The sequence below is a fragment of the Ruegeria sp. R13_0 genome (assembly GCF_017743995.1).
In the GTDB taxonomy this organism is placed as follows: Bacteria; Pseudomonadota; Alphaproteobacteria; order Rhodobacterales; family Rhodobacteraceae; genus Ruegeria.
Genome location: NZ_JAGHRB010000024.1, coordinates 1 through 14,446, shown reverse-complemented (window position 1 = coordinate 14,446; position 14,446 = coordinate 1). Strand labels below are relative to the sequence as shown.

Sequence of the window (14,446 nt, the reverse complement as noted above, 5' to 3'; positions counted from 1 at the left end):
AGATGCCTTTCAGCACATTTCTTATCGGCCATGAATCCCTTGTCATTCAATGCGGGGAAATGCTGCTGGAGGCGGGGCACAGTATTCAGGGGGTGGCGACCCGCAACCCGGATGTCGAGGCCTGGGCACAGTCGCATTCCCTGCCTCTGCATGCCCCTGGTCAGGATTTGTCAAACCGGATCGAGGGTGCGTCGTTCGACTGGTTGCTCAGCATCGCCAATCTCGATCTGTTGCCGCAGACGCTTTTGGACAAAGCCAGCAAGGGCGCGGTCAATTTCCATGATGGCCCGCTGCCACGCTATGCCGGTCTGAACGCTCCGGTGTGGGCCATTCTGAACGGTGAGGCACAACACGGGATCACCTGGCACAAGATTTCGGGCGGTGTCGATGAAGGCGGGATTGTCGCCCAGAATCTGTTCGATATCAGCGACCGTGAGACCGCCCTGACCTTGAATACCAAATGCTATGGCGCCGCCATCGAAAGCTTTGGAGATGTGATCCGCGCGCTTGAGACGGATCAGCCGACAACCTCGCAAGATCTGTCGCAGCGCAGCTATTTTGCAAAGAACGACCGCCCCGAGGCAGCCGCTAGGCTGGATTTCTCCAAGCATGCTACTGAGCTGGCCGCTTTGACCCGCGCGTTGGATCATGGAGAATACTGGAACCCGCTTTGCTGTCCGAAGATCGAGCGTGATGGCCAGATCTGGCTGGTCGGCTCGGTCGAGGTCAGCGATCAGCAAACCGACGCGACACCCGGTACCATTCTGGCAAGCACAGCCGACAGCCTGACCGTTGCAACAAGTGACGGAGTGGTTGAGGTCAGCGGATTGCGCAATGGTTTGGGGGCTTCGGTCTCGACCGATGGGCTGTTGAACGGGGGCAGCGCCCTGCCCGTACCTACCCCAGATCAAGTGGTGCAGATCGACCGATATGTTTCTGCCACGTTGTCCGCTGAACCCGAATGGCGTATCCGACTTGAAGCGCTACAGCAGATCGAGATCCCCCTGATCAACACAGCGGCCCCGTCCGGTGCGCCTCGGTCGCAAGTGCTGCACCTCCCAACTGGCCTTGACAATATCACCTCCCAAACGGCGCTGGCGGCCCTCATGGCGCGGCTCGGCGATACCATACATCTTGATCTGGCGCTGCGGCTATCGGATGCCGCATCACCCTATATCAACAGCTGGGTTCCGATCCGCTTCGCGGCTGATCAGGCCTTTGCAGAGGCGCAAGAGGGGCTGAGCCAAACCATCGAACAGGCCCGCGAGATGGGCCCGTTTGCCTGCGATTTACCAGCGCGCATGCCGGGATCAACTCCGCTGCAAACGCCTGCGATTGGCTTGTCCGATGATGTCTCGGCCGGGCTGGTTCCGGGGACAAGCCTGACCCTTGTCGCATCCGGGGATCAGGCCGCGCTGTTTGTGGACAGCGGACATGTCTCGGACGCCGCTCTGCACCTGTTTGCGGCCCGGCTGGAAAACCTGCTGGTGGCACTCTCCGGTGAGGCGCAGCGCGGTCAGGCGATCCGGGACCTCCCTATCCTGCCCGAGACCGAGCTTGCTCAGATCCTACAGGACTGGAACGATACCGACACCGCATACGATCAGACCTCCTGCGTGCATCAGCATTTCGAGGCGCAGGTCTCACGCACACCAGATGCCCCGGCGCTGGTCTTTGAGAACCTTAGCTTCTCCTACGCCGAGTTGAACGCTCTGGCCAATCAGGTTGCGCATGTGTTGCGTGAGATGGGTGTAGGCCCCGATACGCTGGTGGGTTTGCATGTCAAACGATCCCCGCTGTTGCTGATCGGGGCGCTGGGGATCCTGAAGGCGGGCGGAGCTTATGTGCCGATGGACCCGGCCTATCCTGCGGATCGGACGGCGCTCTATCTTGAAGACAGTGGCGCGAAGGTGGTGCTGACGGAATCCGCTCTGGCCGCAAGCTTGCCTGATCACGGCGCACAAGCCTTGCTGCTGGACAAGGACCCACGGCTGGGAACGGCTGCAAAAGACAATGTCGACAGCGGCGTGTGTTCGGAGAACCTCGCCTACATGATCTATACCTCTGGCTCGACCGGACGCCCCAAGGGGGTCATGGTCGAACATCGCAACGTGTCGAACTTCTTCACCGGCATGGACGATCGCATCAGTCATGATCCGGCCGGGGTCTGGCTAGCGGTTACCAGCCTGTCCTTCGATATTTCGGTGCTAGAGCTGTTCTGGACGCTGGCGCGCGGCTTCAAGATCGTTCTCAGCGATGACGAAAACCGCGCGTTGGTCGCAGGTGATGTGAGTGCCGGGAAATCCATCACCGGCAAGGGCATGGAGTTCAGCCTGTTCTACTGGGGCAACGACGATGGTGTCGGGCGCGACAAGTACAAACTGCTGCTTGAGGGCGCAAAGTTCGGAGATCAGAACGGCTTCTGCGCCGTCTGGACGCCCGAGCGTCATTTCCATGCCTTCGGTGGCCCCTACCCCAACCCGTCCGTGACGGGTGCAGCCGTCGCCGCCGTGACCGAGAATATCGGTGTCCGCGCAGGCAGCTGCGTCGCACCTCTGCACCATACCGCGCGCATTGCCGAAGAATGGGCGGTAATCGACAACCTGACCAACGGGCGCGCGGGGCTTGCCATCGCCTCTGGCTGGCAGCCCGATGATTTTGTCCTGCGGCCCGAGAACACGCCGCCGGAAAACAAACCCGCGATGCTCGAAGCGATCAGCACTCTGCGTCAGCTCTGGGCTGGCGAGACAGTGGAATTCCCCACCAAGTCCGGGGATATGCACGGCGTGGTTACGCAGCCGCGCCCGGTATCGAAGAAACTGCCCGTCTGGGTCACCACTGCGGGCAATCCGGACACCTGGCGCGAAGCCGGGGCCATCGGCGCCAACGTGCTGACTCACCTTCTCGGCCAGAGCGTGCAAGAGGTGGCCGACAAGATCGGTATTTATCAAGCGGCCTTGCGCGAAGCGGGGTACGATCCCGATGATCACACGGTCACCCTGATGCTGCACACCTATGTCGGGCAGGACCGTGAAGAAGTGCGCGAGGTCGCGCGCGAGCCGATGAAGAACTACCTGCGCTCGGCCGCCGGGCTGATCAAGCAATATGCCTGGGCCTTCCCGGCCTTCAAGAAACCCAAAGGGGTGTCGAACCCGTTCCAACTGGATCTGGGCAGCCTGTCTGATGATGAACTCGAAGGCATCCTCGATTTCGCCTTCCTGCGCTATTTTGAGGATTCCGGCCTGTTTGGCACTGTTGAGGACTGCCTGAACCGGGTCGAAGAACTCAAACGCATCGGTGTCGATGAGATCGCCTGCCTGATCGACTATGGCATCTCGGTCGATCAGGTGATGGAGGGTCTGAAGCCTCTGGCCGAGGTTCTGCGCCTGTCCAATCAGGATACAGAACTGGCCGAGGACGACTATTCCATTGCCGCCCAGATCATTCGCCGCAACGTCAGCCACCTGCAATGCACCCCCAGCATGGCGCAGATGATCCTGATGAGCGACGAAGCGCGGTTTGCTTTGTCCAAGGTCAAACACATGATGATCGGTGGCGAGGCCCTGCCCGGCTCGCTGGTCAAACAGATTAACAAGCTGTCGCCTGCGCATATCGAGAACATGTACGGGCCGACGGAAACAACGATCTGGTCAACGACCGAAACCGCCGTTTCTGCCGAAGGCGTGATCAATGTCGGCACGCCCATAGCCAATACGCAAGTCTACGTGCTGGATGAACACAGAAACCCCGTTCCCATCGGCGTGGCAGGAGAGCTGTATATCGGCGGCGCTGGCGTCACCCGCGGCTACTGGCAACGCGAAGACCTGACCGCCGAGCGGTTCGTGCCTGACCCGTTCTCAGATGTACCGGGTGCACGGCTCTATCGCACCGGAGATCTGGTGCGCTGGCAGACGGATGGTAAGCTCGATTTCCTGGGCCGGGCAGATCACCAGATCAAACTGCGCGGCTATCGGATCGAGCTGGGTGAGATTGAAAGTCTGATCGACGCGCAAGCTGGCGTGCGCCAGTCGGTTGTCATCGCGCGAGAGGACACGCCCAACTTAGTGCAACTCGCGGCTTACATGACCGTCGATCAAACTGTTGATGAAAAGGCATTGCGGCAGGCATTGGCAGCGCAACTTCCAGACTACATGGTGCCCACGCATTTCGTGACGCTGGAGAGCTTCCCGTTGACACCGAACCGCAAGGTGGATCGCAAGGCTTTGCCTGCCCCTTCAGTGCAGAAGCCCCGCGTTGCGACTCGGGTATCCGAACCCGTCTCGGGCGGCTCGGTTCCGCAGAAGATCGCAGCGATCTGGTCACAGATTCTGGGGGTCGCCGAAATAAGCGGACGAGACAATTTCTTCGATCTCGGCGGGCATTCCCTGTTGGCCGTGCAGGCGCATCGGGAAATCCGCAAAGAGTTGAACGTACCCGGCCTCAATATCACGGATATCTTCCGATTCCCGACTTTGGCAGGCTTGGCCGAGACCATTGAGAAGAAAACCGGAGTCAAACCTGCTGACGCAGAACCGGTCCAACCAGCGCAGGACAAGGCCAGCAATCGCGGCGATGCAATGGCCCGCCGCCGCGAAATGCGCGCCCGCAGACGGTCGGCATGAGCAGGTTTGTAGCGATAAAAGCCGAGCTTCAGAAAATGCTCGGCCCGGGTATAGGTATTGGTGTGACCGATCCAAAAACCCCGGGCGGGGCTTTGCTGCCCGAAGAAGAACCAGCAAAGGCGCGCGCCGTCACAAAACTTCAGTTGGAGTTTACTTCTGGGCGTGTTGCCGCACGTCAGGCCGTGCAAAACCTCAATCACCAGCTGAACACCATTCCAATGGCGCCGGATCGCAGTCCTATCTGGCCAGCTGGTTTGGTGGGATCCATCACACATAGTGATGACATCTGTATCGCGGTTGTGTTGCATAAAACAGGCGCGGACAGAGTATCAACGTCGAAATCGAACCGGGCACACCACTGGCTGCCGACCTTGAATAGGTTGTCTGCACCCCATCCGAGCAAGATTGGCTGGAGACGCAGCCCGCCTTGCGGCGTGGACAATTTGGCTAGGCAGGTATTTTGTATGAAGGAAAGCATCTACAAGACACCCTATCCTATGACGGGTCAGGTTATCGAGTTTAAGGAGGTAAAAAATTGAGTTTCCTGCCCGGCGCGCGATCCTTGTAGATCGGTCGGAAAGGCTGCACATCACAACTAGAACACTCATCGCCGAAAACAGTATCTTCGTATTTACGAACGTATCTGAAGCACACCTCCTTACAATGCACAGCAAGAGGTTTCACAATACACAGCAACAGGTTTCAATGATGATCAAACGTTATCTTCCGGCTTTTGCCCTTCTTGCCATCGCCACTATTGCCGGAGTGGTCCGGCTCGGAACCGCCAAACCGTTGGATATTGAGGCCTTTGATGCGCTATATGAGATGCCGGGCCCGGCCCCATCCGGCCCCGTAAATGTCTTTCACCTCGGCCACAGCCTTGTAGGCCCCAACATACCCGTGATGCTGATGCAACTGGCAGGGGATGGACATAATTACAGCAGTCAGTTGGGTTGGGGCACACCCCTGAAAGCACATTGGGATCAGGGGGAGTCTCTTGCCGGATTTGAGCTTCTTAACATGCCCACTGACTATAAGAACGCCAAGGACGCGCTAGCGACCGGTAATTACGACACGCTGATCCTGACCGAGATGGTCGAGATCAGAGATGCAATCAAGTATCATGACAGCGAGACGTACCTGCATGAATGGGTGCAACTCGCCAGGCAAGCCAACCCGGACATACGTATTTACCTATACGAGACATGGCACCCACTGGATGGTAAAGAAGATTGGCTGGAACGCCTCGATAAGGATTTAGAACGCTATTGGGAAAAAGAAATCCTGCGACGCGCCTTAGCCCGTGAGGATCAGCCCAAACCCATATATGTCATTCCCGCTGGTCAGGTTGTGGCTCAGTTCGTGCGCGAGGTCGAAAGCCGGGGCGGCGTTGGACCCATATCCAGTCGCGAGGATCTGTTTTTTGACAATATCCACCTCAGCGACTATGGCACCTATCTTGTCGCCTTGACCCATTATGCCGTCCTATATCAGACGTCACCGGTGGGTCTGCCGCGTGCTATGACAAAAGCAGACAGAACCCGAGCCGCAGACCCCGGCCCCGAGGCCGCCCGGCTGATGCAGGAAATCGTCTGGGATGTGGTGCAAAAGAATCAACGCACCGGGGTTGGACAGCAATAAGTTATGATCTCAATGATGTTGCCTGTTCACCATGAGACGATCCGCAACTTACGCATAACCTTTTCTGCAAATGGGTGCAAAACGGGAGGGGTGTATTTTCGCATTGTATGTAACCGGTGCGCCTTATTTTCTGCCTTGTCGCCGGTGCCGGGACGGACGCGGAACAGCGTTGAATGTGCGATATGGCTGTCAGACCAAGTCGCTGTATAGTAATAAAGAGCAATTGAAAGACGAGGGGTGCCGTCTGGGTGGTTTATAGGCTCCGGGTTCCCATGCATGCTTGTCGAACTAGTCGAAAAACAGCACATACGATTCATGAGTGGCGGGAAAGCTGCGATCTGCTGTGTCATGTCATCAGTCCAGATTTCAAACGCGCCACCATATTCGGGTTTCCAATCCGGATTAAGGTAAATGAGCAAGTTGAGTCGGCGTTCCAACTGCATTGGCCTATGATAATTGAAGTCTGCGTGAATGCCCAAATACCCACCATTATTGGTACGATGGATGCCTGCCCCTAGGAAATAAGGGTCCGGGATGAGGCCCGAAATCCCCGTCATCTCTTCAAGGAACCTAAGAAATGCCCTTGAGTTCAATGCGTTGAATACCGCGCGCGAGTATAACGGCAGAATGTCCGGATTGTAGGATGTCTTCAGATGTTCTTGCGGGCTGAGATTCTCAGGGGCCTTTTCGCCTTGGGACAAGGCCTCCTGCCTCATCTTTTCAGCAACGGCCAAAGGCAAGAAATTATCAATCCCTATGTAGTGAAAAGGCTTCCCCGACTGATATTCAACCGCGAATTTCTTACCAATTTCAGCGGCTTTCTGGGGATCGATATAGAGAGTGTCGCAATCGATCTGGTAAACGCTTGAGCTTTCGGCGCCACTTAGGGGCCTGTCAGAATTGTTTGTCACTGCAAAACCTCAGTCAAAAACATTATCTCTAGAGACGACGTACCGTGCACAAAGGTCGCGCCGTGTGTCAACAGCACCGGGCGCCCTCGCGTGTCCTGTTGCAGTTCTGTCTATGTCCTCACGTTACCCCCGATCCGGGTACTCTTTAACCTACGTATCTATAGCCCCAAGACAATCGCGAGACCGTCCAATTATCACAATTCCCAATTTAATTTAATGTTAGAAGATCATGAAAATGTGTTTTTTTTCTAGGGCTATGGACTAGTATACATTGATTGCCTAACTTTTGGAGTTCTCGAAGAATGTCATTAAAGAACCGGGTTGCTAGGGCCCTACTATCAACAGAAGCGCAAACGTCTTGGTTGGGACCACTATTACGCTCGACAATACAGGCCACAAATGGGCTTTACAGATATTCCCCCGAATTTAAGCTCGCGACTCAGGCCGTTGACCGGCCCCACTATTCTTGGTGCATGATGCGTGCCGCAGAATTGGGAAAAATGTTAGGTCATCAACGAATTTCCGCTATCGAATTTGGAGTAGCTGGAGGCAACGGCCTTGCATACATGTGTGACTACGCTGATGAGGTGAAACGGGCGACAGGTGTTGACGTCGTTTGTTATGGCTTCGACACAGGCGAAGGTATGCCACCTCCTGAAGGCTCTGCAGATTTACCGTATTGGTTCGCTGAGAAACAGTATGTAATGGATGTGGATGCAATTAAAGCACAAGTGCCAAACGGAAAAATTATTCTCGGAAATATCCGAGACAGTATCGACGGATTTTTGGAAGAATATTCTCCTCCCCCGATTGGGGCCATTTTTAACGACACGGACTATTGGTCCTCAACGCGGGAAAGCTTCAGGCTTTTTGATCATTGTGAAAACCGCCCCGAACATTTCCTGCCTCGGCAGTTCATGTATTTCGATGACATCATTGGCACTGAAATTGAAATGTATGGAACTTACAATGGTCAACTACGTGCAATCGAAGAATTCAATTCGTCCCAAAACAATGTAAAGATTCAGAGAAATCAGAATTTGCTAAACAAAACTCAATATAAATGGAGGTTTCAAATCTACTATGCTCATTTGTTTCTGCACTCTGATTATGACAAATACATTGGTGGCGCCAGACAGGAAGCAATGCAAGATCTGCTCAAACTAAAAGCCTGATATTGAGGCTACGGAGCAAGGGTTAGGACCCATTCTTGTTTCGTAGCCAGAACATGACGGATACCTTTCGTTGTTTTCGACCAGAGATGTGGGCACGTATGCCTTTGTATTTTGACGCGTCCCTGAACCAATTGGCATCATAGCAGTGATCCCCGAACAGCCAATCGGCATCTGGCTGACTGCTTAGCAATGCCATTGCGCCGATGTGATCAGAGACCAGTCATACGATAACATCAATCCAGACCAGTCAAATCGGGCCAACTAATACCTCCGGATTGCTCGCTGCCTCGGCCTCCTTTGTGATTTAATCGTACTCGCTAATCACGCAGACTGTGATCTTAGCAAGCAATACATCCAGTCCAACAAACAGTCGCATCCCGTACTCCTTCATATGGGTTCAATACGGGAATGGCGGCAGCGCAGCGCTGTTCTGACAAGCAATAACGGCGATGCGTGACACAGGCCCCTTTATGACATCTCGTAGTCAGTTCTTTAGTTGTTCTTTTATGGCTTCGGGTATCCTTCGCGCCACCCAAGACCTGATACGTCGCCGACTGCGGCTGACGAAAGATCGACTCGCAGCAAGTTCATCACTATTCAAAATGGCACCTCGAAGATATTTTTTCTCGAGAATATTAGGCAAACTACGCTTGTCCTTGGAAACAATGTACCAGTCCTGACGCGGATGAAACCAAGGTATCCGTGTTCCGTGAAGCCCAACACTGGAGAAAACTGTTTGGAGGGTTTTCGGTCGGAAAGTAACGCACTCGGGGTAAACCCAACGGTCGCCATGACTATCCCGTGACGCCTCCAAAAACGTGCATATCATAAGACTGTCGTGAGACATCGCGGGTTTGATGTTTTTTAAAGCTTTTTCCAATAGTTGTAGTTCTGTGTGGGAAAAAATGGATTGGGCTAAAATAAAATCAAACTTGCCTTCAAATTCGACTTGGAAATCGTCAGAGTTCGAAAACGAGGGTTTCTTTAGGTCAAATAAATCTCGGCCGATTTCGCCGTTTTTAGCAGCGTGAACTAGCCATTCGTTCGGCTCTATCCCATAGTAGTTTCCGGAATTCAGGTATTGAATAAAAAACCGACCCGCCCTCAATGAACCACAGCCGATGTCCAACAGTTTATGGTGCGCGCGCAATCCAAGTGCGCTCAACAATGCGAACTGCGTCGCACCCATATAATCGTACTGTTGAGACGGACCAACATATCCTTTCGGGTCGTTTCCGGAGTGCTCAACCTGTTTCTCAATATCGCGCATTTCTGTCCTTTAAGTTCTTTAATCTGGGAAGGTTAACTTTTGACCAATGCTGTAAACCTAAATTCGGTCTCCGACACAAATTGGAACCTAAGTAAGTTCTTTGCAGCTATAACTGCATATTGCACAGGAAAGTAAACGACTGCAATGTTCCGCTTTTACTCCAGACTTCGGTAGCAGGGGCATCTCAGTCAAACTGTTTTGCAAAAAATGATTGATCCTCTAAGGCGGTGTCACTTTATCTTGTTCATGTTCTCCCTACCTGCTGTCGCGACACTCAGCTGAGATCCATCGGATACATGCTGCGGTACGTGGTCAACGTGTCTAGCCCCCTATTTTTGATCCACTAACTTGGTGTTTCTCCAATAGTGCTTTTGGCGCGGGCAGGCACAATTTAAGGGCATGGTGAGGACGGGTGTGATTGTGCTGCTTGAGCCCGAAGTTCCGCAAAAATCCTCTCGGTGACATTTGCAAGACGATCATATTTCTGCTGAATAATTTTTCAGTCGCCAAGCGGAGCGCAGGTTTCCAAAGGCACAGCATTTAGGTTCAACTCTGCCAAACATCCATGCGATCATTGCGACATAGGCCAAGCCTCCAGACCAATTGCCATAATACCACCGCCCAATCCACCCAGCCAACGAGCAAACACCTTTGGTTCATTCACAGTCTCGAACTATTTTGGACTTTGGCGCGCGGCTTTAAGATTGTCCTCAGCGATGACGAAAACCGCGCGTTGGTCCCGGGTGATGCGTCCAATCTCACAAACGATCCCATCCAGTACTCCTGCATGTGGACTCAATACTGGAGTAGCGGCAACGCGGTGCTGATTTGACAAGTGGTAGCAGCGGTGCGTGTGACGCAGGTCCCTTTGCAGTATCTCATTGAGTTTCAAAGTCATAAGATGATGGCCGAAGCGAGCGCAATGTTTGAAAGGAATACCTTCAGGTATCTGTCGGAGCGCGCCTTGACGCGTCTAAAGTCCTACAATCGCACGAAATAATCTCTACTCCGTTGCGTCGTTTGTATCTGTATTTTGTCATAGCAGACCAACTTATCGCGTAACTTCCTGCCAAGGGTTCAGGACCGTATTTCTTTGTCTTACAAGGCATCTCAGAGCCAGTTTGCCTCTTGTACCCGCAGTCGGCAATTACACAATCTGCGGCGGGTAAATTGCTCAGGAACGCCCCAGCATCTGTGTGGTTGCTGACCTGGCTCAAGGTCATTAAGAACCGAATGGGGGGCGACCAGAGGTATCTGTTAAGGTCTGCAATTTCGTGTTCAAGCCGCCTTCGCTTTGCTAAAATAATTTGCTCACCATGCCTCCTTAAGTTCGGGAGCTTGAATCAACACGGCTCATTGAATGCAACCAAATCAATGGGTCCAGAGCCTCGCAGTTGTCGAACAGATATGAAACTACTTGGATAAAAGGCTAAATCATTAGCTCGGCCCATAAAGAATGCACTTTTAGCAACGAAGCAGGTAAACCTAAGCACACCAAGAAAGGTTTTAATATGGAACCAAAGATCATGTTCACTGATGACTTTATGTGCGTGAGCCGTACAGGCGCCCCAAACGCAATAAAACATAGTGATCCAATAGTGTCAGAAAGCTAACACGTATGCCTGTCATCAGCACACCTAAGGGCCAACTCTTTTTTGCCCATGTACCAAAGACAGGTGGATCAAGTGTCGAGGAATATCTTAAACGCCGCTTTGGTGGGCGTCTCAGCTTGATTGATCACAACAAGCGTGAAGGAATTGTTGGTACCGGCTTGATATCCCCTGCCACGCATTTGACAGCTATTGATCTAGCCGAACTAATCCCCGACGTAATCTATAGTTTTGCAGTGGTGCGTGACCCGCTTACCCGGCTGCAAAGTGAATACCGCTTTCAGACAGGCGCTTCACGGATGAGCCGGTTTGGCTTTTCAACTTGGCTCAGGATCGTGGTTGCGGCATGCAATCTAGATGCCCGAATTTATCACAATCACATCCGACCACAATCAGACCTGGTGCCCAAAGAGGCCGAGACTTTTCACTTTGAAGACGGCTTTGACACTATAATTGGCCGACTTGATGAAGTGACCGAAACCACAGCGCCTACGGAAAAGATGGGGCATTTGCTCAAACGCACGCGCGAACCAATCACTTTGACAGTTGAGGATGTGAACCTGATTGCCGATTTCTTCGCCGTTGACTATGAGCGGTTCGGCTACAAACGCCCCACTACCGCCGGCCTAAAACGGGATCCTCATGCAGGTTTGCGGACAGCCTTGGCCAAGCCACTAGCCCGCGCGGTGGTCGCAAAGCAGCGCCACGATTGGCTTAGGTGAACACCCATTGGTGGGATACCTATTAGTATAGTATTCAAACCATGCTCTAATAGACGAGTAAGTTCACCTAGCGTATCGCCAAGAAAGTTAGCACGTCGCGCGACGTTTCCTTGCATTCGCGTTTGCCACAAACTTGGAAGAGCTAATCACCGCCCAAATTCACTTCAAAGTAGTAGAAACTACAAGAATGCACCTTTCAGGAAGTCACGTGCCAAGCCAAAGGAGTAAATCCGAGCGGGGTTGGACATGTTTCCGCCAATGCACACACTTTGTTCCGCTGATTTTTGCCGAGTAGTCATCTATTCCTTAAATGAGGATTGCAATGATTACGGATTTGAAACAATCCAGAATTAGTGAATGGGGATGTTGCAAAAGCAGCGAGTAGATCATGAAAGCACCGTGCCACGCTCCAAGTGAGCGGGTCCTTTTTGCGGCGGTCGATTGGCGCTCGCTCCATGTTTAATGGTTTTTAGGTTTCCTAGTGATGTGTTGCAGCGGATGTGTGGCTTTGCGCAGCTTTTTGCCGAGACGCAATTCCGCCTTAATTGGGCCTCGCTGAGGCCGTCAAATGGAAACAATAACCGCTAGACAGCGGGATTGAGAGAGCAGGTAACCTTATGGGCCTTTTTGCACAGTACTTCGTCGTTGATTCGGGCGTTTCGAATCTGTCTCAGATTGATTTCGAAGCTATACCTTCCGACACGGGAATGGTGTCCGAACTCGATACTGAGCTCTCTCTTGGATCGCTTTGGGCAGATGGTCCGTCGGACTACTTTGCTGCGCGCTACACAGGCCAACTGAATGTTGAAGCGGGTGGAACCTACACGCTCTACCTGACGTCGGATGATGGCTCCGCGCTCTATATCGACGGGCAGCGTGTAATCAATAATGACGGGCTACATTCAACGCGCGAGTTGGCGGTGACCCTGAACCTGGCCGCAGGCGTGCATGATATTGAGGTCCAATATTTTGACGCTGCGGTTCACGCCACACTGCAGCTTGAGTGGGAAGGTCCTGACAGCAACGGCATCCGTGAAGTGATCGGCGGAGATACCTTTAGCCACGACAACACGGGCCATGGCGATCACACCGACGATAGCACCGGTGGAGATGAATCCGGCCATGGCGCTGGCATGCAGGGCTTGTACGGGTCCTATTTTGTGCTGGGTGCGGGCGTCTCAAGCCTGTCTGAGATCGATTTCGACGCAACACCTTATGGAACGGGCACGGCGTCGGAACTCAATACATATCGCAGCAATGGTTCGTTGTGGGACGGTGGGCCGTCTGACAATTTTGCCGCGCGCTATGCAGGGAACCTGAATGTCGCTCAGGGCGGTGTCTACACGCTCTATCTGACCTCGGACGATGGCTCTGCGCTCTATATCGACGGCCAACCAGTCATCGACAATGACGGGCTGCATGGAGCGCGTGAGTTGGCCGTGACCCTAGACCTGTCCGAAGGGGCCCATGCAATTGAAATATTGTATTTTGAAGCTCAGGGTAGATCTACGCTGCAGCTTGAATGGGAAGGTCCCGACAGCAACGGCGCCCGTGAGGTGATCAGCGGAGACGCCTTCAGCCACGGTGAGCACACCGACGATAGCACCGGTGGAGATGACACCGGGCATGGCGACCACACCGACGATAGCACCGGCGGAGATGACACCGGACAGGGCGACCACACCGATGACAGCACCGGTGGAGATGACACCGGGCACGGCGATCACACCGATGACAGCACCGGTGGAGATGACTCCGGCCATGGCGCTGGCATGCAGGGCTTGTACGGGTCCTATTTTGTGCTGGGTGCGGGCGTCTCAAGCCTGTCTGAGATCGATTTCGACGCAACGCCTTATGGAACGGGCACAGCATCGCAGCTCAATACTTTCCGCAGCAACAGCTCTCTGTGGGACGGTGGGCCGTCTGACAATTTCGCCGCACGCTATACAGGGAACCTGAATGTCGCTCAGGGCGGTGTCTATACATTCTACCTGACCTCGGACGACGGCTCTGCGCTCTATATCGACGGCCAACCGGTCATCGACAATGACGGGCTGCACTGGTTTGAAGAGCAAAGCGTCACGTTGGACCTGTCCGAAGGCGCCCATGAGATTGAGGTGCTGTATTTTGAGCAAGGTGGAGAGGCCACGCTGCAGCTTGAATGGGAAGGTCCCGACAGCAACGGCGCCCGTGAGGTGATCAGCGGAGACGCCTTCAGCCACGGTGAGCACACCGACGATAGCACCGGTGGAGATGACACCGGGCATGGCGACCACACCGACGATAGCACCGGCGGAGATGACACCGGACAGGGCGACCACACCGATGACAGCACCGGTGGAGATGACACCGGGCACGGCGATCACACCGATCACAGTGCGGGTTATATTCCCCCTCCGACGGATGCTTCTGAGGTTGAGGCTTATGTTGCGGCGGTGAAGGCTTTGCCTGATGCGCACGCGCATGGGGACGACCCCAGCAAAGCGGGCGAACAT

At 53.9% G+C, this 14,446-nt stretch carries 8 protein-coding genes; 6 read left to right on the top strand and 2 right to left on the bottom strand.

Going from position 1 to position 14,446, the window contains the following annotated elements; translation table 11 throughout:
• Positions 1–2: 2 nt before the first annotated feature.
• The 3 genes from J7394_RS21220 to J7394_RS21210 all read left to right on the top strand — a co-directional run bounded on the left by J7394_RS21220 (position 3) and on the right by J7394_RS21210 (position 6,263).
• Entirely contained in the window at positions 3–4,622 is a 4,620-nt protein-coding gene (locus tag J7394_RS21220; protein ID WP_209255968.1) for a MupA/Atu3671 family FMN-dependent luciferase-like monooxygenase, read from the top strand.
• The gene (locus J7394_RS21215; RefSeq protein WP_209255967.1) at positions 4,619–5,161 is read left to right on the top strand and encodes a 4'-phosphopantetheinyl transferase; all 543 of its coding nucleotides are present in this window, start codon (positions 4,619–4,621) and stop codon (positions 5,159–5,161) included. Before J7394_RS21220 ends, J7394_RS21215 begins: the two co-directional genes overlap by 4 nt.
• A gap of 166 nt (positions 5,162–5,327) precedes the next feature.
• Entirely contained in the window at positions 5,328–6,263 is a 936-nt protein-coding gene (locus J7394_RS21210) for a hypothetical protein (protein ID WP_247748352.1), read from the top strand.
• A 26-nt stretch (positions 6,264–6,289) separates the two neighbouring features.
• Here the strand turns inward: J7394_RS21210 and J7394_RS23180 are convergent, their stop codons facing one another.
• Entirely contained in the window at positions 6,290–7,174 is an 885-nt protein-coding gene (locus tag J7394_RS23180; protein ID WP_209255966.1) for a 2OG-Fe(II) oxygenase, read from the bottom strand.
• Between the two features lie 302 nt (positions 7,175–7,476).
• Between J7394_RS23180 and J7394_RS21200 the strand changes: the two genes are divergently transcribed.
• Complete coding sequence (locus tag J7394_RS21200; protein ID WP_209255965.1) at positions 7,477–8,349, top strand: hypothetical protein; 873 nt, start codon at positions 7,477–7,479, stop codon at positions 8,347–8,349.
• A 484-nt stretch (positions 8,350–8,833) separates the two neighbouring features.
• Here J7394_RS21200 and J7394_RS21190 read toward each other — a convergent pair whose 3' ends face one another.
• The gene (locus tag J7394_RS21190) at positions 8,834–9,619 is read right to left on the bottom strand and encodes a class I SAM-dependent methyltransferase (protein ID WP_209255964.1); all 786 of its coding nucleotides are present in this window, start codon (positions 9,617–9,619) and stop codon (positions 8,834–8,836) included.
• A 1,618-nt stretch (positions 9,620–11,237) separates the two neighbouring features.
• Between J7394_RS21190 and J7394_RS21185 the strand changes: the two genes are divergently transcribed.
• Both J7394_RS21185 and J7394_RS21180 read left to right on the top strand, forming a co-directional pair.
• Positions 11,238–11,951: a sulfotransferase family 2 domain-containing protein gene (locus J7394_RS21185; protein WP_209255963.1), complete on the top strand. Its 714-nt coding sequence runs from the start codon at positions 11,238–11,240 to the stop codon at positions 11,949–11,951.
• Positions 11,952–12,568: 617 nt separating this feature from the next.
• Positions 12,569–14,446, top strand: a 1,878-nt coding sequence (locus J7394_RS21180; protein ID WP_247748351.1) for a PA14 domain-containing protein, incomplete at its 3' end; no start/stop codon positions are given.